Source organism: Spirosoma liriopis (genome assembly GCF_023196085.1).
Lineage (GTDB): Bacteria > Bacteroidota > Bacteroidia > Cytophagales > Spirosomataceae > Spirosoma > Spirosoma oryzicola.
On record NZ_JALPRF010000009.1, the window covers coordinates 85,840 to 108,078 of the forward strand.

Consider the following 22,239-nt stretch of genomic DNA (forward strand, 5'->3'; position numbering starts at 1 on the left):
TGGGAATTAAAAAAATTTCGTTTGATGCCTAGAGTCAACGATTCATGTTTATTGCGCTACTTTCTTACCACTCTTTAGCGATTATTTAACTTAAACGCGATAGTTTACCATCGGATATGGGTACAAGCCTCTATTCTATATAGTAACCCACCGAGACCAGTAGCTTATCCAGCATTCAAATTGAATATAGTAAGGAACGGGATGCATTTAGCTATTTACTATTAAGCTAAATTAAGTTCGGCTTCAGTTAGTTGGGGGCACAACTGGATCGCCAAACTAAATAGGATCATTTCGAAATGATAAATTTCAGTTCCAGGGAATGACCCTTTTAGGGCATACAATAAGTTTAGATACGCAGTATAGGTTTCGTGCTTCTCCAATTCATGCCAATCATCGTTACTGACCAGTCTCCGCTTAGAAAATACATTCACGAAATTTTCACTTTTCGGCCATTGGCGGAAGTATTGGTTCTGACTAGGGATATAAGGAAAGAAAACTGGTTCATCGGGTTTCATCTGCAACTGAATGGCATTTAAACAGGCGGCCACCCTCGCATCATAAATCGCATATTGAGTACAGTCCTTCAGCGTCAGTATCTTTGAATAACTGGCTATACCCTCCACTGGCATCTTCTTTAGGTCGCCATGAATAAGATGCCAGTGCGCTTCCAGCCTCGCAGGTCGATTTGAGCGTACTCCGCCCCAGTCCGTGACGATCCACCGCGCTAATTTTTTCTTGTCAGCTTCATCACTGGTGTTCCAGGCCTGTGTTAAATATTTCTTAAGGGCGATGCATTCACTGGCACTACCTGATTGCATTGCCCATTCATGCCAGGGAAAACCAGGTAAGGCTTCCTTTGTTTTTAAACGAACGGGCCACTTATAGAGGCTTTCAAGTTTAACAAGCTGATCCGAAAAAAAGCGAATAAAGGAGTCGACGGGAATCGATGAATTCATTAATTACTCAGAAATTGGTACCTGATTCAAGTTCATTGCTTCGTATAAATATGGGCTGTAAAAAGGAATAAACAGCCCCGACGATTTCATATTTTTTTTGTGTCTTCTGGATGTGATTCCAGTTGAAAGTAATATTCGTTATGGCCCTGACGGGTTCTTTATAGAGTTCATTGGCTGGAAGTAAACTGTCCTTAACGTAGGTTAGACCGTGATGGGTTAGGAAATCCGTATTCTTTTTATAATTTCCTTGGTTGACATAATCCTTTTCATTGGTGACGCACAAAAAGCAACCTAAATCAATACCTCGGTTAGCTACCAGCCAAGTTAATCTCTTTATATCATTTATAATTTTGGGCCTTACCTGGGTTTGACCAGAATTGTTTTTCTTTTTGTTAGGATACTTGAACTCGATCCCTATCCGAACCAATTGGTCTCCTCGACGATAGAGAATGAACAAGTCTAAAAATTGCCCATCCGAAAAATCATGAAACAGATTTGTCTCAAAATCAATTAATTCAATACGGTTCTGACAGGTCTTTTGCAACTCCCAGGCAAAATTAAATACAACGGATTTTTCCGAGGATATCAGCTTATCCCCCGTATTCATCCAACGATCAATGGTTAGCCAGATCTGGCTGATTATATCCTCAACTTCCTGTATTACTAACTTTTGGTTCATTTTATTTACACAGTGACCGACCTAAAGTATTGCCCTGTGGATCGACAATGGTAACACATTGAACAAAGTCTTTCTTTGCCCGGCTACATAACGATTGTGCCAGGCCATCGCGGTTCTTGTTACTATCGGGTACATAAACCCATAAACAACCGCTTTCAGCTATTTCTACACGTGTATACTTTACGTGGTAAGCGTTCAGGTCTTGTTCCGTGTCGGTCAACAACTCCGCAAACCGTTTTTGGCGATGTTCGGACATTCGAGTTGCGACTCGTTCTTCTCGAAGTGATTCGTCGATTTCATTATTCATTTTCTCACTAGGTGTACGATTATCTCGACTGGAAAAGAACCAGATTAGAAATACAGCGCCAAGTATCAGCGCGAACATCCATTCTCCTTTACTAGCTTTTTTTCTTCTGGCTGATTTTTGCTGCATGTGGATGCGGGCTAAATAGTAGTCTTACAAATCTAACACCAATTGTCGGCTGGGTAGCGACTGGTTTGATTGAAAGCTAAACAGACTAATGCCCACCAGTCGTGCTCCTTTTGTTAAGTCCTGTATTCCCGATTGCAAGTCCATACTCAGTTGTTGAAGCTGAGAGAAATTAGTCACGCCCGTGAGCATTGTCCGACTTCGGGTAATCTGCTAAAAACCCGCTTATTTGGGGGAGTCGTCCACGTTCGTACGAATATTGGCTCCCCTTACTTCTGGTGATAAAATTTTTCTTGTCATTCCTGCACAGTCGACTCCCTCATTAACCGGCGAACGGTTTCGGCTCGAAACAACTTTCCATTTCGCGTTCGAAAACCGGTTTTGTTGAGTCGTTCCGCAATCGCTCTCATCGGTAGCTTATCCCGCTGGTAGAGTCGGATCAATTCGGCGGCTTGCTGATTAGCCGGGTGAATCCGGGCGGCTTCTTTGCCAACGGCCGTTCCTTTCTGCCGACCTTCATCACAAAAATTTTCGGGTTTGCCTAACGTAAAACCCCGGGCTTTCTTTTGGTGTAGCGCTGCGCGGGTCCGCTCGGAAATCTTGCGCAGTTCATCCTCAGCCAAGGCGGCTTTAATGTTAATGATCATGTCGGAGTCATTAAGACAATCCAAAGCGGTAAACAAGACTTTGTTCAATCGCAAGGCGACCAGTATTTCCAGATTCCGCAGTACCCGGTCCAGCCGGTAGGCAATCAACTTGGCATTTTCTTTCTGGCAAAGTTCAATGGCTTTAGCCAGTTCTTTCCGGCTGGTCTTTCCGCCCGATTCAATTTCGATGAATGTACCAATCAACTGCTGGCCACAAAACGCTTCGATCCCCGCTTTCTGGGCATCAAGTCCGAGCCCGCTTCTCCCCTGCTTCTGGGTGGACACCCGGTAGTAAGCTACGTAGTTCACCATAATTTATAAATGGTATATAAAATTCTTGTTTGACACAAGCCTACAACGTGGGCAAGCAGGATCGAGTAACCCAAATGGCTTATCGCTCTTTATACATCAATGGATATACATCCCATCAACTGAATCGATCAGTCAGCTTGTATCGGCTCCAGACCATACTGCTTCATGATGGACAATATCTGATGCCGATCAGGCGGGCCACCGACATTGATCACGGCTGCCAGTTGGCGAAAGTAGGCCGGGCCGATGCTGGCCGGAGACAATGCACAAAGAACGCGCACCGTTTGGGTATGCTCATTGGTAAATCCATGATTAAGTCCACGCTTAATAAATAACCTATCACCCGGATTTAGCTGGCGGGTTTCTGTATTGTACAGCATAGTCAACGTTCCTTCCAAGACGTAAAGCGTTTCATCGACTTCTACGTGAAAGTGCGGCGCTGGTACTTTAGCGTTGGGTGGTACAAGCATTTCAAACATAACCAGACTACCCTCGGTATCCTGGCCATCCACTAAGAAATTCAACTGTAAACCGCCAATGGTAATCTGTTCCTTAGAGGAGTGAAACATAGCACTAAAATTTTAATTGACCAGTTTGCTATTGGTTAAACACCGCTCACACCTCCGATTGATCGCCAACAAAAAAAGGGCTTAACACGGCTTTGCAAGTCTACAGGAAGAGCGCTAGAATCAGGTGGAGAATTGTTCCAAAAAGGTGGACTATTGTTTGGATTGAACCGAAAGACGGAATTTAGCGGGGTAAACGCCGTATTCTTAGGAAAAGAACCGACTAAAATACGTAGGGTCCTCGAAACCACGGCGTAGACGATTTGTCCTATTACGTTATAGTTGGGCCACCCACCGGCTAAGTCAGTGATCGCCCGCCAACGTAGACGAATTTAATCCGTCACGTAAGTAGCGAGTGGATTGTATTTAGCTACAATTCAGGGTTATGGCCAGTTAAACTATCCACAAGGATTTTTCCCAGGATCGATTACAAACCCAAGTATGCCATGAGCTACAAAAAGGAGTAAAAATAACGTGTCGTTTTTTTACTAAACACCTTTATTCCGTCGTGTCGAAAGCGCTTCATTAATCAGGCCGACACAAAAAAAGTAGTTGACCCGATGGCCGCTGAGGTAGGGCAATTAATTACTTTATCCCATAACCAGCAGTTCGACAAAAAGCGATTCGGTTGATTCCGTTACCTTTACCAAGTTATCAGTACCCGCTAGTTACTGGTAAACCTATTGTTGATTAAATCTGCTTACTAATTTATGTCGGCTTACAAGTACGTCCTGCTCGTCTGTTTAGTAACGCTGGCAAGCCTAAACGTAGGGTATGGTCAACAGGTCGTACCACACCTGGTGCGCCAGTTTAGTAATATAGCCGGCGTTAACCTGAACGTAAACGGGATGCAGGCGGATGGGCGGGGTGGGCTGTGGCTGGCTACTGAAGATGGCGTAGCCCGCTTCGATGGGCAGCAATTTCAATCGTTTCATGATCCTGTTCGTAAAGAGGGAGACTATTATTACCAAATTACGCCGGTTTCCAAGGGTCGAATGTGGCTCAAAATGGAATCAGGCACCTCCCTGTCTTACGTTGACGTGGCCCGGCAGTGCATCGTTCGGGTGCCCGACACGAGCAAACTGGTCCGGAATTATTTAGTCAAGTACGGCAGCCATTACCTGTTTGCCGACGATCAGGCCAATCTCTGGATTGGATTGAGACATCATGGGCTGCTGAAATATAACCCCCAAACGGGCGCCATTACCCACGTGGTTGATCAGCAGCTGGATGTGCGGGGAATCACCCAGGACAGGCAGGGCATCCTATATTTTACCACCACCGCATCCGGGTTGTTCATCTATAATCCGCTAACGGCACGGCTCCGCAACCTGCGATCAAACCCGCAGGATAAAAACTCGCTGAGCACCGATTCGACACACGGTGTATACGCCCAAAAAAATGGCCATATCCTGATAGGAATGACCAATGAGGTAAACCTGTTTAAGCCCACCACCAACACGGTTCAGCGACTGCGGTTGAGTGCCGTACGATCAACCAACCTGCTGAATCATGCGCATGCGCCTGAAATGATCCCCGATCAGCAGGATAATCTGTATTTTACGGTGGGAACCGGCACGTTTTGTTACACTACTACTGATTCTATTCGGCGGGTGGTGCTGGCCGAGCCTACTGAATATGTTGAAAGCGTGTACGTAAGTCCTGCCAACCGACTATGGGTCAGCGCGAACGGGAAGCTCTACGAGTATGATCTACGGAAGGCGCCGATAGACGCTTCGTTGATTATTCTGAGTGTGGACATCAACGGAATCCGGTTGGAAAATAATGCGTCAGCTACCCGCAACTTACGGTATGATTCCCTGGGCCGCCCTACCCTCACCCTGGCCGAAAACGACCGATTTAACATCATCTTCGCTCCATTAGCTACTCGCCAGCCGATTTACAACCGCTGGCGAATGGACGGCTACGAAAAATCGTGGCGAGTCACCGAGAATGCCGAAGGAGCTGCCAGCTATCAGTTACCGGCAGACCAGTATACATTGCTTGTCAACCGAACGCTAAGCAACGGTAGCTGGAGTTCAGATATCCTGACGCTGCCGGTAGTCGTGGTCCCGCCGTTCTGGAAAACTAATCCTTTTCGGTTACTCATCCTCTCCCTGGTCGGCGGGTTAAGTTACTACATAATCCGGACGCGGGTGCGTCGGCGGCAACTGCGGCAACAACTGGAACGTGAACAGCAAGACGCGGCTGCCCTGCGCCAGTTGGATGAACTTAAAACCCATTTTTTTGCCAATATCTCCCACGAATTTCGCACTCCGCTCACGGTTATCCTAGGCATGGCGACCGAACTGAAAAGCTATGATCAGATGGACCCGCAGTGGGTACAACAGGCCGGTAGTATGATCGAACGCAATGGGACACGGCTGCTCAAGCTCATCAATCAAATTCTGGATCTGGCCAAAATTGGAGCTGGCCAAATGAATCTGCATCCTGTCCGGGTTAATTTGGTTGCCTTTACCCGGTACGTATGTGAGTCATTCCATTCGCTGGCCAGCGCGAATCAGATTCAGCTGCATTTTCTTACGCAAGAAGAGAGCTGTGAAGTGGACGTTGATCAGGATAAACTTCAGGACATCCTGGTCAACCTGCTCGCGAATGCCCTAAAGTTTACACCAGCCGGGGGGCGTGTCCGGGTGCAGTTGACCAAGAGTGATGGCTGGCAATCGTTCGGGTCTCGGGGATACCATGAGGAGGTAGTGCCCCCGGCCGGACAAAACAAGCCTTGGGTGCATATTAGCATCAGTGATACCGGTCCCGGTGTTGATCCATCTAGCTTACCCCGCATTTTTGACCGCTTTTACCAGTTGGATAATCAGCCCGATGGCTACGGCAGTACCGGCATCGGCCTAGCGCTGGTTCGGGAGCTGGTGATGCTGATGCAGGGCGGACTTTCCGTTCTCAGTGAGCCGGGCCAGGGAACCGAGTTTCTTGTCAGCCTGCCCCTACTCAGACAGGCAACGCCGACCGAAGCAGCCCTCCCTTATTCACCGGCTGAGATGAACCAAGGCCAACTCATTAAGCCGATAGAGCCGGAGCAGGTGATCACCCCAGACCGACCGAGACTACTGCTGGTGGAAGACAGTGATGATGTAGTGAGCTACATTCGCCACTGCGTTGGTACTACTTACGACGTCATGCGGGCGGAGAACGGACAGACAGGTATTGACAGGGCCCTGTCCGAAACGCCGGATCTGATTCTAAGCGATGTAATGATGCCGCTGAAAGACGGGTTTACCCTGTGCCGCACCCTGAAGCAGGAAGAACGGACCAGCCACATCCCCATTGTGCTGCTCACGGCCCGGGCCGCTACGGGCGACCGCATTACGGGCCTGCAGTACGGAGCGGATGCCTATTTGGTGAAGCCGTTTCAGCGGCAGGAACTCTTGGTGGTACTGGCAAACCTGCTCCAATCCCGGCGTACCCTGCAGCACTACTACAAACAGCTGGCCCTTGGGATTTCCCCGAGCGGCTCACCAGGCGACTTAGCGAGTGAGCCGCTCGAAGACCAATTTCTTCAAAAACTGCGGGCGGGCATTGAGGAGCAACTGGAGAATCCTGACCTGTCCATCGACCAGATCTGTCAGTTGATGGGCATGAGCCGGACGACGCTCCACTTGAAATTGACCGCCCTGACGGGAATGCCCATTTCCCTGTATGTCCGACTGCTTCGGCTCACTAAGGCACAGGCATTGCTGACGACCAGTAGCCTGACCATTGCCGAGGTAGCTTACGCCGTTGGCTTCAATGACCCGAAGTACTTTAGCCGTGTTTTTCAGGAAAAGTACGGTCAGTCACCCACTACGTACCGCCAATCGGCCCGGGCTGAACAATAGTCCACCTTTTTAGAACGAAAATCCACCTCTTCAGAACGAGAATCCACCTCTTCGAAACAACAGTCTACCCCGGTCTGTCGGCTCGGCGGTACGTTTGTAAACGTATATGGGTCCGTATGCGGCTCCCGCAGAAACGTCGTACAGACGATATACTGCCCGCTTATTTCTCTCCTTTTTAAGTCTTATTTACTGATGCGTACTATGAATTTCACTACGCTTATTTGTCGCTTGTTGGTCTTTTCCCTGGCTGGCCTCACGCTACAAACCTGTACTGTTCAGGACCATCTGGCACCGACTACTACTCAGGCGAAACTACAACAACTCGCCGATAGCGTTTACCGGCAGATGAATGCGGAATGGGGCGTCGACAAGGGGGGTGTCTTAATCCGGGTGGCCAATCCCTTGGGGTCTTATCTGGTTTCCAGCAACATTGCCCCCGCCGTGCAGGAGAATTCCCATTTTCGCATCGCCAGTATTACCAAAACCTTCACGGCAGCCTCCATCATGCGCCTGTATCAGGAAGGGCTTATTTCACTTGATGTGCCGATCTCGACGTATCTGCCCGATTCGCCAGCCTTTGATGTCCCTTATAAAAACCAGATTACCATCCGGCAATTGCTCCAGCATCGGGGCGGGGTGTTTGACGTAACCAATCAGGATATTCCCACAACCGTCAATCAACCCTATGCCGGTAAGCGCTACTTCACGTACGTGATGGAAGACCTCAACCAGCCGACCCATACCTTTACCCTGGAGGAAATGATCGGGGTGGCTGCCCGCAACAAGCTGTCCAGTTCGGTGCCGGGTGCCGAGTTTCACTACTCCAACACCGGCTACCATCTAATGGCCAAAATTGTGGAGCAGATCGCGAAGATGTCCTATAGTGAGTACATCACCAAGACCTTCTTTCAACCCTTAGGCCTCACCAACACGTATAGTGTTTATCTGGGAACCGATACGCGCATGAAAGAGCCCTTTCTTAAATCGTATCTCTATGTACCTGGCCAACCGGTCCAGGAAACTTCCGACGATAACATGTCGGTCCTGGTCTCCGATGGCAATGTGGTTTCCACGCCAACCGACATCTCAACCTGGATCGAAAAGCTACTGACCGGTCAGGCGGGTATTTCGCTGGAGAATATAGCTAAAATGAAAGAAATGCACGTGGCGGATGCCGATCACGGGGTGTACGGATTAGGCCTTACGTATAACGAGGGTATTGGCTTTGGGCATGATGGAGCCCATCTCAGCTACATCTCTACGTTGCGCTACAACCCGGCCACCAAAACGACCGTACTGGCCGTGGCTACCATTTTCAAAGTTAACACCACGCCAGAATCATCCAGAGCGGATTTTTTGACGCTGGCTTTTGGTATGCAGAAAACGGCCCTGGCGGCCAGCCAGCTCATCAATCGGTAGAGCCGGAGCGCTGGTCCTCTGTGGCATGATTCCTTGTACATCCTATTTCAATTTTACTGTGAAAGCCTTTACTCATCAACTTAGTCGGATTACTCAGCCGTGGCCCTTCATCATCGCCAACCGTAGTCAGCTCCTAAAACGGTATTGCCTATTAGGACTGCTTACGCCAGGACTCATTAGCTGCTCATCGGTGCTCGATCATCGTCCCCTAACGGGCGCTCAACCAACCGTGCAGCAAGCCGTCGATGACGTCCGCTTGGCCCTGGAAGACAGCCTGCGTCACCCGGTGCCTTCACTGAATGTGCTGATTCAGACCCCCACCCGTAGGGTGTTTGCCTCGTCAGTCCCCGGCGGTCAGCCCCCCGTTCGCGAAACGGACAACTTCCGCTTTGCCAGCATCACCAAGCACTTTACGGCTACCGCCCTGCTGAATATGCACGAAGCCGGATGGATCGATTATAAAGCGAAAATCACCGACCTGATTCCGGGCACACAAACGCCTTACGTACCCAACACGCCGGAATGGGGCTTTCCCTACAAAAATCAGATCACCATCGAGCAACTGCTGCAACACCGGGCGGGCGTTTTTGATGTGGATAATGATTCGGTGCCAGGTTTTAACGGGCACTCCTACACCGAGTATATCCAACTGGCTGATCCGACCCATCAGTTCACCACCGAGGAAATGGTGCATCAACTCATCGTTCATAAACTTTTCTACGACCTCCCCGGCACTGCCTATCATTACAGTAACACGGGTTATTCTATACTAGGCAAGATTATCGCACGGGTGTATTCGGTCAGAAGCGGTAGCACTAAAACGTATCAGGATTACATGCGCGACTATATCGTGGGGGCGACGGCCACGGTGCCGCTCGCTAGCCTACATTTTCCTGACCGGGCCGATGATACGGTCTTGCCAATACCCCGGATCGAAGGGCTTGAATGGCTGCCGGGCAACGTTCAAAAGCGATACGCCGATTACAACATGAGTGCGCAGGTAGGCGAAGGGAATGGCTACGGGACCATGGCAGACTTGCATACCTACATCCGCACCCTGATGAAAGGCCAGAATGTGTTGACGCTCGAAACGGTGAAGCGCATGCAGCTGGATGATTTGGGCGGAACCTTCCGGCTCAATCTGGGATACGGAAAAAATGGGGCACGCATTGGTAACATCGCCGTGATTGCGTATGATCCGCTAACGGATGTATCGGTGGTCGCGTACCTACCCTTATGGGATTTAACTGAAGGAAAAGACGGTGAGATTTCATTTGGCAAATGCATCAATGCCCTTTACGACGCGACTTTTGCTGCCCGATCCGCCTTGGGGTACTCCGGTAAACCATAACCGATTCATTAGCAGAGCTTAATTAACAGAAACTCGTATCAACTCATTTTTTGTTTCCTACCCCATTTAAACCAAAAAATGCCATGCAATCCCAAAACACACTCAACCAATTAAGCCGGAGAAACTGGCTACGCAATGCCGCCATTGGGGCTACCGGTGCCGTTGTACTCCCTTGGTTCCTGACCGGCTGTGCCGATCACATGATTCCAGAACCAGGAGGCCTGGGAGCCACACCAGCACCAACAATGCCCATAGCAGATTTTGATCTGTATGGTCAGGCGGCCCAGAATTTACAAAATATGGAGGCCTGGATAACAGCATTGTATCCCTATTGCCTTGGCTATGAAACCGGCGTGTTTGAACTTTTACAATCAGGCGATAAAGGTCCCTCGGACTGGAAAGACTTTCTCAGCAACGCCTTTACCAAAATAGGAATCGGGCTTTTACAGGAGGTGGGAATAAAATTCCCATTGGCCGGGCCGGTGTTTGGCATTATAACGGATTTCATAAAGTTAATAGAATCATCGGCTCATAAACCGGATGGTTTAAGTGGAACAATTGCCACCTTTACACTTGGCCACAACGCCATGCAAATGGCCATTACGCAAAAGCTAATCGTGCTAGCGGACCCAACCGATAACTACAGCAATTTGCGGGAAGCGTTTAAAGAAGGGGATGTTGAGTTTAATGGCCAAAAATATAACCTCACCGATCTGGCCCATAAAACATTCCCGACCAAAGAAGGACATGGTACTGAATACGTAGCGATGCAGAAGGCTGCCTACGACCGCTTCAGGAAGTACTATTGGAATATGATCATGGTAAAATGTGGCAAGTTGAACCGGAATTGGGAAGAGATTACCTATGCGCTTTACGGCAATCCCGCTCCTAGTGAACTGGCCTTTAGGGATCTTTACCAGAAATACCGGGCAGCTTACGTACGGGGCAGGCAAATAAACGTGATTCATGCGGGGCCTTTTTTTGCGTTTCATTATTGGTATTTCACCTTTGATGGTCGTGAGTTACCGGAAGGGGCGGTCCATGAATTATTTAAGGACGACTATCCGCACCATGAAGTACGCTCTGATGCTTTGTTTTATCGCGACCACGTATTTAAACAGTTTCATCGAGAGAGGCCTGATTTTTCGCCCTACTACGAGTTGAGAGCAGATCTGGGTTTTGGGTCAAGTCCGGAGGATAGCCCTAGCTACGGGTTTGATCCAGACGCGGATAACTATGAGTTCACCGGGGGAGAATTTCCAATGTTAGTTAAAAAATGACAACAACCAGAGAAGCCGAAGCGCCGTTACGTTCACCGTACCGACGCTTCGAGTCCTTTCAAAAAAGTCTCAGGTTACAAGAGATTAAGTTTGATTTTAACAGAATGGATAAACTGGTGTGATTTATATCTCGATAGGCAGCCCTTTAGAGGAACAACGACAAACGAAGTGGAGACAACAGGCATGGATTTCTTACGGAAGCATTGGTTCGATGTAGGCGCTGGTGTTGGCCTAGTTGTTAGCCTTTGGGTCTACAAAGAGTTGGACCACCTAACGACATACCAACTCATTATGTGGGTTAGTTTGCTGAGTCTGTTTGCCCATCAAGTGGAGGAGTATCGGCTGGTGGGCACGTTTCCGGGCATGGTCAATAAAGTCATGTACCAGAGTGCAATGCCGGATCGCTATCCCTTGAATACAAATACTTCGCTGTATGTAAATGCGCTAGTCGGGTGGGTGTCGTACTTCTTAGCCGCTTGGTTGGCTGAGAGAGCGATCTGGTTAGGTATAGCCACCATCTTAGTATCATTAGGTAATACCGTAGCCCATGCCTTTGTCTTTAATGTAAAAGGCCGAACGTTTTACAATGCGGGTATGGCCACAAGTTGGTTGCTGTTTGGACCCATCAGTTATTACTTTTTCATGCTGATTAGCCAGCATCATTTGGTCACTTGTACCGATTACCTGATCGGCGTCCCGGCAGGCATCTTATTAAATGTGGTTGGAATCGTCAAACTCATTGATTGGCTTAAAGACCCAAACACAAACTATATTTTTCCTCAACGCTGCCTACTACCAGAAGATCGAAAACCGCTTTGATTGGATGCACTCACTAGCTTTCCGAACAATAGGTGCTTAGCCAGAAAGGCAAGTCGAACAAGGCTTGTACCTGGTAACCTAAACTCGTATCATAATTATGACCAGGCAAACGATTACACCCTTCATTCTTATCATCGTAACGCCCGTCTTTATCTGGTTAAGCCATTACCTAGCGGTGTTTCCCCACGAGTATGCTCATTCCATCACGGCCTGGTTATTGGGTGAAAAGGAAAACCCATTCGCCCTAGACTATGGCGGAACCAGTTGGAAAAACCTGTTGCTGCTCTGGAATATTGATGAAAATGTAGACTATAACCGGATGTTTGATCAAGGGCTTGACTTTCAGGCAGGCTTGTGTGCGTTTGCAGGTCCGGATCTTGGAACGGTATTGATGTTTTTGCTAGGAAGCTTTCTACTGGACAACTCAAGGGTAAAACGGCACCCTTATGGATACTACTTTATCTTCTGGTTCCAGCTGATGAACTTGGGTAATTTGTATGATTACGTTCCTATTCGCACGTTTTCCCCTGGAGGTGATATCGGAAACATAGTCCGGGGATGGCACATCTCTCCCTGGTGGGTGTTCGTGCTGGGAGGGTATTGGGTGGCATATTTAATAGGGCGATTCTTTACCCGAACCCTGCCGGAGCTGTATCGTACCCTACGGATTGAATGCAAAGCCCAGCAAGCCGGGATCATGGTCGTTAGTGTTGTCCTACTGATGGGCTGGTTTGGAGGCATCTTGGGAGTCTTCTATGTGGATGATCCATTGGCAAGCGGTGAAATAACTTGTTTTCTAAAGATTACCTCGTTTGTATCTATTCCTGGTCTGATCTGGCTACTTTGGCCAAGTTGTAGGTGGATGCAAGAAATGCAAGAAATGCAAGTGAGACTGCACAATGAGCCACAAGCTACACTCTCCTAAGTGCTTAATGCATAAAAGTACACAAGTTGGGTAGTCACTCATGAACATTTACTATAGTGGCGTAGGGTTATCTTGTCTTAAAATAGGTTTAGCATCACTCACTCCGAGCTGATGGAGGTTTGACTGAAGGGAGGTAGCTTATTTTATAAAACAGGCTACCTCCCTTCAGTTAAATCTCCGATTCCAATTAGGACAAGACATCCGATAGTGCAAGCACCATCGAGCGATTTTAGTGTAAGACAGTCACTGCGCTTCGCTGCTGGTCAATGGCTCGGATTAACTTGTTATAGGGCTCATTAAATTTCTGAATACCCTCCTCTTCTAATTGCTGGGCTATCGCACTCAAGTCGATTCCTACTTGTTGAACCTGCTCCAGCACCCGTTTGGCATCTTCGTCATGATCTGTCAACCGGAGGGTTGCCTGACCATGATCCCGAAACGCATTCAGGGTATCCATGGGCACGGTATTGACCGTTTTAGGACCAATCAGGGTTTCTACGTATTTTACATCGGAAAAGGCGGGATCTTTGGTACCTGTACTGGCCCAGAGCAACCGTTGCGGTACCGCCCCGGCATCGGCTAATTTTTTGAACCGTTCGCTGGCGAATACCTGAACGTAACTGGTATAGGCTTGTTTGGCTAGTGCGATGGCGACTTCCCCCTTCAATTCAGACAAATTCCGTTCCTTCAGCATGGGATCAACCAGGGTGTCAATGCGGCTGATGAAGAAACTGGCTACAGAGGCTAACTGATCAATGGGTTGACCCGCCTGTAAGCGATCTTCCAAACCAGCGATGTAGGCTTCCGCAACGTCCATATAGCGGTCCAGGCCAAACAGCAGCGTTACATTGATATTGATCCCTTCGCTTATCGCCTGCCGAATGGCGGGTAAGCAGGGTTGTGTTCCCGGTATTTTAATCATCACGTTGGGCCGGTCCACAGCTTTCCATAAAGACCGCGCCTGCTGGATGGTTTTTTCCGCATCAAGGGCAAAATGGGGCGATACTTCCAGACTCACGAAGCCATCGGCACCACTTATTTCGTCTTCGTAAACGGGGGCAAACAAGTCTGCAGCCCGCTGAATGTCGGTTACGGCGACTTCGTAAAAAATAGCTTCGTTCGAATGATCCGTCCCGGCCAGGCGTTTGATGTCCTTATCATAGTCCTGACTACTGCTGATCGCTTTCTCGAAAATGGCCGGATTAGAGGTTAAACCCCGAACCCCATCTTCATCAATCAGACTTTGCAGTGCGCCCGTGTTCATTAATTGACGGTCAATAAAATCGAGCCAAATGCTCTGGCCCAGTTCATGAATTTGTTTAACTCGGTTCATATAGTTGTTGAGTACTAACGCTTCGAAAACTCTATACGCTCTTCAATCCTGACCGATCAGGACGCAAGAATTTGGGTTCTGATCGGTCAGGATAGGAGCAGTTCCTGACAGGAAGCCCGAAAAAAGGCCAGGCGATGGCTCAGCCTTTTTTCTTATGCACAAAATCGCACTGGCTTACCAGTAAACCACTTTACACACCCCATACTGTGTTATCTAGCGAACTACTTCCCGAACGGAACGGTCGTACGTGTTGGAATCGTCTTTAGAATCGGTTCCCATTTTGGCTCCGTATCCTGATGCTACCACACCGATCAGTAATCCGATGAAGCCGAAGATGGCCGCTTTCGAACCGGCTGCAGCCGCGGCATCACCTGCCTGACGAGCCTTTACTTTGGCTTCCTGCTTCGTTTGTTCAAATTTGACGGCCGCCTGTTTATAGCTGCTAATCCAGTTATCAACCGTCTGTTCCGACTCAGCCCGGCTTTTACCCGTCCGCTTCATGACGACGTTCACGGCATCTTCCCGATCAACGCTGTTGACGGTTGACTGCCCCTGTTTAAACAACCGGCTAAACAAACTTCCAGCAATAGCATCGGACTCCTGTGGGTTAGAAGCCGCTCGGCTGGCTGCCGTTTGGGTCTGATCACCAGCCTGGTCAGTTTTCCGTTCAAGGGCATCTGGATTCAGATTCGGGTCGCTCGTCTGGCGAAGCAGGGTAGTGACCTCATTCTTCAAATTGCCTAAATCCAACTTATCCGTATCGACTCCATTGGCTTTGAGCTGATCCTGCACCATGTTGCCCAATCCTGGGCCCGCTGCACTAGCTGCCGATCCGGCTGTTTTCACGATGCCGCCGACCAATCGGCCTGCTCCGCCAATAAGGCTGCCTAATGTCGTTGTCAGAAAATAGATGGTCAAAAGGGTTACCAGGCACCAGGTTAGCACGCCATGAATGATTCCATCAAACAGCCGGGGGGCACTGGCCAGTCGACCGGCTACCCAGCCACCCAGAAATAAAGAAATCAGGCTGCTGATGATGTACCAGATGGCGCTGCCTATTCCTAATCCTGCCATTGGATTTTGTTCTTCCATCGGATCAATTGTCCCCAATCCTATACCTAATCCCAGTAAGGTCAGAAGCATTTGGGTGACAATAGCGACCAGGACACCGGCGAATACGGCACTCCAGGAGATCCGACTCAGAAAATTCATTCGTCCCAACCTGGGGAGATCCTCATAGGGGATTGTGTGTTCCATAACGTTTTATTAAAGTTGTCGAGTAAAATAAAGCCTTACGATCAACCTGATCGGACCTAATGATTTCGGCTCGGCCTGCAACGTATAATCTCAACCCTATGGGTAGATAGTCAGCCTATTGAACCTATAGGTAAAGCTCATTAATAGCAAAGGTATTTCTTTCGGGCAAGGCAATCTATGATGGTTATCATACACCCTTATGACGCTTATCTAAACAGGCGCTTTGGGGCCTTACTACACCAATGTGGTCTCAATTGAGGGATTCTCTACCCTTTTCATGTATTTGTTTCCAGGGAACGGTCCAGGCTCAGAAAGCAGCCTTGAACATTCCTCTAAACACTAGGTTACACTCGTTCGAAAGAGTTCAGACTGATCGTTAGCCTTCGCTTTCTTCTTCGCACAAATGCTTAAACAAACCGTTTCCGCCACCAAGCCCTATGTGGCCAGGCTGGTCTGCGTCCTGCTCTCGCTGGTCATTATTATTTATGGATGGATTGCCCTTTCGTAAAGCCTTGCAGCGAACTAGCCTCCTAACTGAGTGGTTAGTTCAGGACCAGCCAGATTTAGGTAAAATAAAAAATAGAATAAAAAGGAAATGGTACCGGAGCCACTGTACCCTCCTCAGGTAGCTGGAGACAACGGTAAACTAGTAGCCGAAAACTATGGATTTAACTTTTTTAGAAATCTATCCGTTTAATAGATGTTGAACGCTGTCAGTCCTATACGGTTTCGGTATATTCCTGAATAGAAGATCCCTTCGGATCGGGCACATGGATTAAGGACGGATTGTAATCCGCTATACCCGGCTATCACTAGTCGGGTTAACAACCTTTCCATCATGGCAAAACGCAACATTATTGTCATTGGCGCATCGACCGGTGGCGTTGAGGCATTTCAACAGCTTATTGACCGCTTACCCGACCATCTGGACGCAGCCATCTTTATCGTCTGGCATATGGCTCCCACGCTTCGTGGGGTGTTACCCCAGCTACTCAGTAAATTCACAACCATTCCCATTGCGCATGCCTACAACCATGAGCCACTTCAGACCAACCGCATTTATGTAGCGCCCCCCGACCATCATATGCTGGTTGAAAATGGTACCATCCGTATCACACACGGCCCCAAAGAAAACCGTTTCCGACCTGCCATTGACCCGCTCTTTCGCTCAGCCGCATGTGCGTATGGCAATCGGGTAATCGGCGTAGTCTTATCCGGCGCGCTCGACGACGGTAGTGCTGGCCTTTGGACCATCAAACATCACGGTGGCCTGGCCCTGGTACAAGACCCCCAGGAAGCCCACGTAGCGGCAATGCCCGAAAATGCCATTCGTATGGTAGCCGTCGATTACATTCTTCCCGTAGCCGAATTAGCGGCCAAGTTAGTCCAACTAGCTGGACAGGACGTTTCCGATTTCCCACAGATTTCTATGGAAGAAGATGAAAAAACGAAAACCGAGATTCGTATTGCGGCTGACGAGACAGCACAAGGCCTAACCATAATGGAGCACGGTCAATCCAGTCGCTATGCGTGCCCGGAGTGTCATGGCGTACTAACCCAAATCAGAGAAGGTTCGCTATCCCGCTTTCGTTGCCATACCGGACACGCTTACTCGTCTGATACACTGCTGGCAACTATAACGGAAAAAATTGAGGAAAACCTCTATGGTGCCCTTCGTGGAGTGGACGAAAGTATTGTTCTGCTTAACCAATTGGGCGATCAGCTGGCCGAAACAAATCAGCCCAGGCAGGCAGCTATTTATTTCCAGAAAGCACAAGAGGCCCACCTACGAGGAGAACACATTCGACAAGCTATTCGTACGCACGAGCCATTGAGCCTCGAAAAGCTGACGCATCCAGATACCGATGTAATCCTCAACAACTTACATTAGATGTTATTAACTTCCTAAAACCATTCTTAACCAGCCACACGATAACCAGTGAATAAAAAGAAACTAACCCCGGCAACACCCGGTAAGCCCAGCCCCGGCCAGACCCTGATCGTTGGCATTGGCTGCTCAGCAGGCGGAGTGGAAGCGCTAACTCAATTTTTTGAGCAGGTAACCCCTGACTCAGGCTTAGCCTACGTCGTTATTTTACATCTCTCCCCCGATTATGATAGTCAGCTTACCCAGATCCTGCAGAGCGTGACCAGCATCCCCGTCACAAAGGTGGAAGAGCGGGTAAGAGTCGTTGCTAATCACGTGTACGTCGTACCGCCTGAGAGGCACCTGCAAATGGCCGATGGCGATATACTTGTATTGCCGAATGCGCGCATAGAAGATCGGCGGGCACCCGTAGATATTTTCTTTCGCACCCTGGCCGAGTCCCAGGGCTCCCAGGCCATAGCAGTTATTCTCTCAGGAACTGGTGCCAATGGTTCGATGGGTATTAAGCGCATTAAGGAAGGGGGCGGGGCGGTTTTTGTACAAAATCCCCGCGAGGCTGCATTCAATGAAATGCCGCGCCATTCCATTGCTACGGGGCTGGTCGATGACATTCTGCCTGTGGCCCAGATTCCCGCTAAGTTACTGGCCTACCTACAAAACCGGGCTACTGTCGTCATAGACCTGGGCCCTAAACCAGAAGCAGAAAGCCAGCAGCAGGCCCTGGGCGAGGTATTTGCCCAACTACGCCAGCGTACTGGTCATGACTTTTCCAATTATAAGCGCCCAACCCTACTGCGTCGGCTGGAGCGCCGGATAAACGTTCGCAACCTGTCGGGACTGCCCGAGTACGTAACTTTTCTGCGCGAGCATCCCGAGGAAATTCAATCGCTGCTCAACGATCTGTTGATCTCCGTCACCAATTTTTTCCGGGATAGTCCTGTCTTCGCTACCCTGGAGAATCAGATTATCCCCCTATTGACCCACGAAAAAAGAGAAGACGATATCATTCGGATCTGGGTGGCCGGTTGTGCCACGGGCGAAGAAGCTTACTCGCTGGCTATACTGTGCGCTGAACGTACGCTGGATGTACTTGATGCGCCCCGCGTGCAGATCTTTGCCACCGATATTGATCAGGCCGCCATTGCTATCGCCCGCGAAGGGCTTTATACCATCAATGATGCCGCCGACGTATCGCCTGGGCGTCTGCGTCGATTTTTTACGCAGGAAGGTGAGCAGTACCGCATTCGTCGGGAGATTCGGGAGATGGTCCTGTTTGCCTACCACAATGTGCTCAAAGATCCCCCTTTTTCCCGGCTGAACCTGGTGAGCTGCCGCAACCTGCTCATCTATCTGAATCAGACGGCTCAGCAGCGGGTACTGGAGACATTCCATTTCGCGCTGAAACCCGGCAACTATCTGTTGCTGGGTTTGGCCGAAAGCATTGATGGAGTTAGCAATCTGTTTGCTACCGTGAATCGGGAACGGCACCTGTTTCAAAGTCGCTCTGTGCCGATGCGTTCCTTTCCCGTACCCGACATGAACCAGTGGCAGGCCTACCAGATCAAGCCTTTGCCTGAGCCATTGCCGAAGGGAGACAAACGCTCGAACGAGCGGGCCAGTTACGGCGAGTTGCACCAACGGTTACTGGAACAGTATGCGCCCCCATCCATTATCGTTAATGACGAATACGATATCCTGCACATATCGGAGCGGGCGGGGCGCTACCTGCAAATTGCCGGGGGCGAACCTTCCAAAAACCTGCTGAAGCTTATCCGACCCGAATTGCGCCTGGACCTGCGCACCGCCTTCTACCAGGCCAGCCAGCAGCGGACCAATGTGGCGGTGCGCCAGCTTAAACTTCGTTTAGACGATCAAATCCAAACCCTGACCCTCCACGTACGTCCGGTGCTGGGGGAATACGATTCGGCGCGCGGTTTTATGCTGGTCCTTTTTGAGCCTACGCCCGAGGAGGCAGGTGATGCCGAACGGACGCTGACTTCGGTTGGACCAGCCGCTCACCACCTGGAGGAAGAATTGATTCGAGCCAAGGCACAGTTACGGCTGGCCAATGAGCAGCACGAACTACAGGCCGAAGAACTCAAAGCGACTAACGAAGAGTTGCAGGCCATAAACGAAGAACTGCGCTCGTCGGCCGAAGAAGTTGAAACCAGTAAGGAAGAACTTCAGTCGATCAATGAAGAACTGACAACAGTCAATCAGGAGTTGAAACTAAAAGTGGAAGAGATTTCACTGGTCGGAAACAACCTGCAAAACCTGATTAACTCGACCGACATTGCCACTCTGTTTCTGGATCGTAGTTTGCGGATTAACCTGTTTACGCCAGCGGCACGAGATATTTTCAATTTGATCCCAACGGATTTCGGACGGCCCGTAACCGATATCACCAACCGATTAGACTATACCCACCTGCAGGCGGATGCCGAACGGGTACTGGCAACGCTCCAGCCGGTAGAGCAGGAAGTAAGAACTACCGACGGACGCGTGTATATGATGCGGATGCTCCCTTACCGAACGGCCGACGACCGCATCAATGGCCTGGTGGTGACGTTCGTCAACATTACCCAGCGCAAGGTTGCCGAAGAAGCCAACTATTTTCTGGCCTCGATTGTCGAATCATCGCAGGATTCGGTGATTACGGTCAATTTTGATGGGATCATCACCAGTTGGAATAAAGCTTCCGAAACACTCTATGGGTACTCGGCGGCAGAAGCCATGGGTCAGTCACTAGGGATGCTGACGCTGCCTCAGGATTTGAGCGAGGTGCTGAGACTAACCGAAAAAATCAAGCAATTCCAACGGGTTGAAACCTACGAGACCGTCCGGGTTACCAAAGATGGCAAATCCCTCATACTGGAAGTTGTACTTTCACCCGTAAAGGATACGGCTGGGCAGGTCATCGGAGTGTCGAGCGTGGCTCGCGATACTACCCAGCGTAAGAAGGCCGAGCAAGCCCTGCGCGAGTCAGAAAAAAGGTTCAGGCTTACCATCGAAGCCGCCCGTATGGGCACCTGGGATTGGAATTTAGTAACAGGGCAGGTGATTTGGAACGAGCAGCACTTCCGACTGTTTGGCATGAATCCTCAACCTGGCCCCCTCAGTTCGAGCGATTATTTTGCCCACGTGCATGCTAGTGACCGTGAGCGGATAAGTCGTCAGTTGCAAGAGGCTATTGACCACCGGACCGTTTTCGATGCCGAGTTCCGCGCCGTGCTGGAAGACGGTTCCCAGCGGTGGATGAGCGGTTACGGGCGCGTAGTAGAGGAAATTGACGGAAAGGCAACCCACATGAGTGGGGTAATGCTGGACATTGATACGCGCAAACGAGCCGAAGAAACCCTGCGCGAGTCGGACCAGCGGAAAGACGAGTTTCTGGCTATGCTGGCTCACGAGTTACGCAATCCGCTGGCCCCCGTTCGGACTACACTGCAGACGCTAGGATTAGGTGCGGATCAGACCGAGACGATGAGTGCCGCCCTGGCGTTGATGAATCGTCAGGTGGAACATTTAGTTCGACTGGTAGATGATTTACTGGATGTAAGCCGGATCAACCGTGGGAAGATTACCTTACACCTGGAACCGCTCGATCTGAACGCTCTGTTGCAGGAGGCCTCCGCTGTCATGCGTCACCGCTTCGAAGAGCGCCGGATTGAGTTGTCAGTGTCCGGGCCGAACGAACCCATCTACCTGTCGGGCGATGCCACCCGGCTGACGCAGGTAACGACTAATCTGCTGACAAACGCCGTTCGCTATACCCCCGAGGGAGGTCAAGTTTGGGTGAGTCTGGAATTAGTAAATCAGGAATCGAACCAGTCGATGGCCTGCCTGCGGGTAAGGGACAATGGTATCGGCCTGGCAGCCGACCAGTTAGAGCGAATTTTTGAGTTGTTTGCTCAGGTAGACAATTCACTGGCCCGCACCCAGGGTGGATTGGGGCTGGGCCTGACATTAGTCAAACGGCTGGTTGAGCGGCATGGAGGGCGCGTGCAAGCCCGGAGTGGTGGGTTGGGGCTAGGCAGTGAATTCGTGGTTTACTTACCCGTTCTATCTGTCTTACCCGAGCCTGTTCAAGCGCCTTCTACCCCGGTTTCCGCAGTTGCGGTTAAACAACGAATTCTAGTCGTGGATGATAATCAGGACGCAGCCAATTCCTTCGCCATGCTATTGGAATTAAGTGGCTATCCGGTTGATGTACGCTACAGCGGTGAGCAGGCTATTGAGGCCGTGCAGCAAGTGAAACCGGAGGTAGTATTGCTCGACATCGGTATGCCAGGGCTGGATGGCTTTGAAACAGCCCGAAAGATACGGCAACAGAAATGGGGCCGAAGTCTGATCCTAATTGCCATGACAGGGTATGGACAGGCTGAGGACAAACGGCGGAGCCAGGAGGCTGGTTTCGATGGACATCTGGTCAAACCAGTTGAACTGGAGTCATTGATTCAACTACTTGCTTCGCTACCACCTCCCGGAAACCCGGCCTAACCATTAGTATAACTCTCCGTAAT

General features: G+C 49.8%; 15 protein-coding genes. 8 read left to right on the forward strand and 7 right to left on the reverse strand.

Annotated features, from left to right (window positions below):
- Positions 1 to 221 precede the first annotated feature (221 nt).
- From M0L20_RS27180 to M0L20_RS27200, 5 genes are all read right to left on the reverse strand, one after another.
- Complete coding sequence (locus M0L20_RS27180; protein ID WP_248480341.1) at positions 222 to 956, reverse strand: hypothetical protein; 735 nt, start codon at positions 954 to 956, stop codon at positions 222 to 224.
- Between the two features lie 7 nt (positions 957 to 963).
- Positions 964 to 1,635, reverse strand: a complete 672-nt coding sequence (locus tag M0L20_RS27185; RefSeq protein ID WP_248480343.1) for a hypothetical protein — start codon at positions 1,633 to 1,635, stop codon at positions 964 to 966.
- A 1-nt stretch (position 1,636) separates the two neighbouring features.
- Positions 1,637 to 2,068, reverse strand: a complete 432-nt coding sequence (locus tag M0L20_RS27190) for a hypothetical protein (RefSeq protein ID WP_248480345.1) — start codon at positions 2,066 to 2,068, stop codon at positions 1,637 to 1,639.
- A gap of 293 nt (positions 2,069 to 2,361) precedes the next feature.
- Positions 2,362 to 3,024 carry a recombinase family protein gene (locus M0L20_RS27195; RefSeq protein WP_248480347.1) on the reverse strand — a complete coding sequence of 221 codons (663 nt, stop codon included), beginning with the start codon at positions 3,022 to 3,024 and terminating at the stop codon, positions 2,362 to 2,364.
- A 128-nt stretch (positions 3,025 to 3,152) separates the two neighbouring features.
- Positions 3,153 to 3,593: a cupin domain-containing protein gene (locus tag M0L20_RS27200; protein WP_248480349.1), complete on the reverse strand. Its 441-nt coding sequence runs from the start codon at positions 3,591 to 3,593 to the stop codon at positions 3,153 to 3,155.
- A 707-nt stretch (positions 3,594 to 4,300) separates the two neighbouring features.
- Here M0L20_RS27200 and M0L20_RS27205 point away from each other — a divergent pair.
- The 6 genes from M0L20_RS27205 to M0L20_RS27230 all read left to right on the forward strand — a co-directional run bounded on the left by M0L20_RS27205 (position 4,301) and on the right by M0L20_RS27230 (position 13,238).
- The gene (locus M0L20_RS27205; protein WP_232563774.1) at positions 4,301 to 7,444 is read left to right on the forward strand and encodes a hybrid sensor histidine kinase/response regulator transcription factor; all 3,144 of its coding nucleotides are present in this window, start codon (positions 4,301 to 4,303) and stop codon (positions 7,442 to 7,444) included.
- Between the two features lie 201 nt (positions 7,445 to 7,645).
- Complete coding sequence (locus M0L20_RS27210) at positions 7,646 to 8,863, forward strand: serine hydrolase domain-containing protein (protein ID WP_232563775.1); 1,218 nt, start codon at positions 7,646 to 7,648, stop codon at positions 8,861 to 8,863.
- A 58-nt stretch (positions 8,864 to 8,921) separates the two neighbouring features.
- Complete coding sequence (locus tag M0L20_RS27215; RefSeq protein ID WP_232563776.1) at positions 8,922 to 10,214, forward strand: serine hydrolase domain-containing protein; 1,293 nt, start codon at positions 8,922 to 8,924, stop codon at positions 10,212 to 10,214.
- An 83-nt stretch (positions 10,215 to 10,297) separates the two neighbouring features.
- Positions 10,298 to 11,494, forward strand: a complete 1,197-nt coding sequence (locus M0L20_RS27220) for a hypothetical protein (protein ID WP_232563777.1) — start codon at positions 10,298 to 10,300, stop codon at positions 11,492 to 11,494.
- Positions 11,495 to 11,677: 183 nt separating this feature from the next.
- Positions 11,678 to 12,313: an HXXEE domain-containing protein gene (locus M0L20_RS27225; protein WP_232563778.1), complete on the forward strand. Its 636-nt coding sequence runs from the start codon at positions 11,678 to 11,680 to the stop codon at positions 12,311 to 12,313.
- 97 nt (positions 12,314 to 12,410) lie between these two features.
- Positions 12,411 to 13,238: a hypothetical protein gene (locus M0L20_RS27230; protein WP_248480351.1), complete on the forward strand. Its 828-nt coding sequence runs from the start codon at positions 12,411 to 12,413 to the stop codon at positions 13,236 to 13,238.
- Between the two features lie 229 nt (positions 13,239 to 13,467).
- On the opposite strand, the gene tal is transcribed toward M0L20_RS27230, so the two are convergent.
- Together tal and M0L20_RS27240 are read right to left on the reverse strand one after the other, a co-directional pair.
- Positions 13,468 to 14,571 carry a transaldolase gene (gene tal / locus M0L20_RS27235; RefSeq protein WP_232563780.1) on the reverse strand — a complete coding sequence of 368 codons (1,104 nt, stop codon included), beginning with the start codon at positions 14,569 to 14,571 and terminating at the stop codon, positions 13,468 to 13,470.
- A 213-nt stretch (positions 14,572 to 14,784) separates the two neighbouring features.
- Complete coding sequence (locus M0L20_RS27240; protein WP_232563781.1) at positions 14,785 to 15,828, reverse strand: YrzE family protein; 1,044 nt, start codon at positions 15,826 to 15,828, stop codon at positions 14,785 to 14,787.
- An 838-nt stretch (positions 15,829 to 16,666) separates the two neighbouring features.
- On the opposite strand from M0L20_RS27240, the gene M0L20_RS27245 reads away from it, so the two are divergent.
- Positions 16,667 to 17,719 carry a chemotaxis protein CheB gene (locus M0L20_RS27245; RefSeq protein ID WP_248480353.1) on the forward strand — a complete coding sequence of 351 codons (1,053 nt, stop codon included), beginning with the start codon at positions 16,667 to 16,669 and terminating at the stop codon, positions 17,717 to 17,719.
- A gap of 48 nt (positions 17,720 to 17,767) precedes the next feature.
- Entirely contained in the window at positions 17,768 to 22,216 is a 4,449-nt protein-coding gene (locus M0L20_RS27250) for a CheR family methyltransferase (RefSeq protein ID WP_248480354.1), read from the forward strand.
- The last annotated feature ends 23 nt before the right edge of the window (positions 22,217 to 22,239 follow it).

Coding starts and splice junctions, on each gene's coding strand:
- M0L20_RS27205 (WP_232563774.1), top strand. CDS start 4,301: ATGTCGGCTTACAAGTACGTCCTGCTCGTCTGTTTAGTAACGCTGGCA.
- M0L20_RS27220 (WP_232563777.1), top strand. CDS start 10,298: ATGCAATCCCAAAACACACTCAACCAATTAAGCCGGAGAAACTGGCTA.
- M0L20_RS27245 (WP_248480353.1), top strand. CDS start 16,667: ATGGCAAAACGCAACATTATTGTCATTGGCGCATCGACCGGTGGCGTT.
- tal (WP_232563780.1), bottom strand. CDS start 14,571: ATGAACCGAGTTAAACAAATTCATGAACTGGGCCAGAGCATTTGGCTC.
- M0L20_RS27195 (WP_248480347.1), bottom strand. CDS start 3,024: ATGGTGAACTACGTAGCTTACTACCGGGTGTCCACCCAGAAGCAGGGG.
- M0L20_RS27210 (WP_232563775.1), top strand. CDS start 7,646: ATGAATTTCACTACGCTTATTTGTCGCTTGTTGGTCTTTTCCCTGGCT.
- M0L20_RS27225 (WP_232563778.1), top strand. CDS start 11,678: ATGGATTTCTTACGGAAGCATTGGTTCGATGTAGGCGCTGGTGTTGGC.
- M0L20_RS27185 (WP_248480343.1), bottom strand. CDS start 1,635: ATGAACCAAAAGTTAGTAATACAGGAAGTTGAGGATATAATCAGCCAG.
- M0L20_RS27240 (WP_232563781.1), bottom strand. CDS start 15,828: ATGGAACACACAATCCCCTATGAGGATCTCCCCAGGTTGGGACGAATG.
- M0L20_RS27230 (WP_248480351.1), top strand. CDS start 12,411: ATGACCAGGCAAACGATTACACCCTTCATTCTTATCATCGTAACGCCC.
- M0L20_RS27200 (WP_248480349.1), bottom strand. CDS start 3,593: ATGTTTCACTCCTCTAAGGAACAGATTACCATTGGCGGTTTACAGTTG.
- M0L20_RS27180 (WP_248480341.1), bottom strand. CDS start 956: ATGAATTCATCGATTCCCGTCGACTCCTTTATTCGCTTTTTTTCGGAT.
- M0L20_RS27190 (WP_248480345.1), bottom strand. CDS start 2,068: ATGCAGCAAAAATCAGCCAGAAGAAAAAAAGCTAGTAAAGGAGAATGG.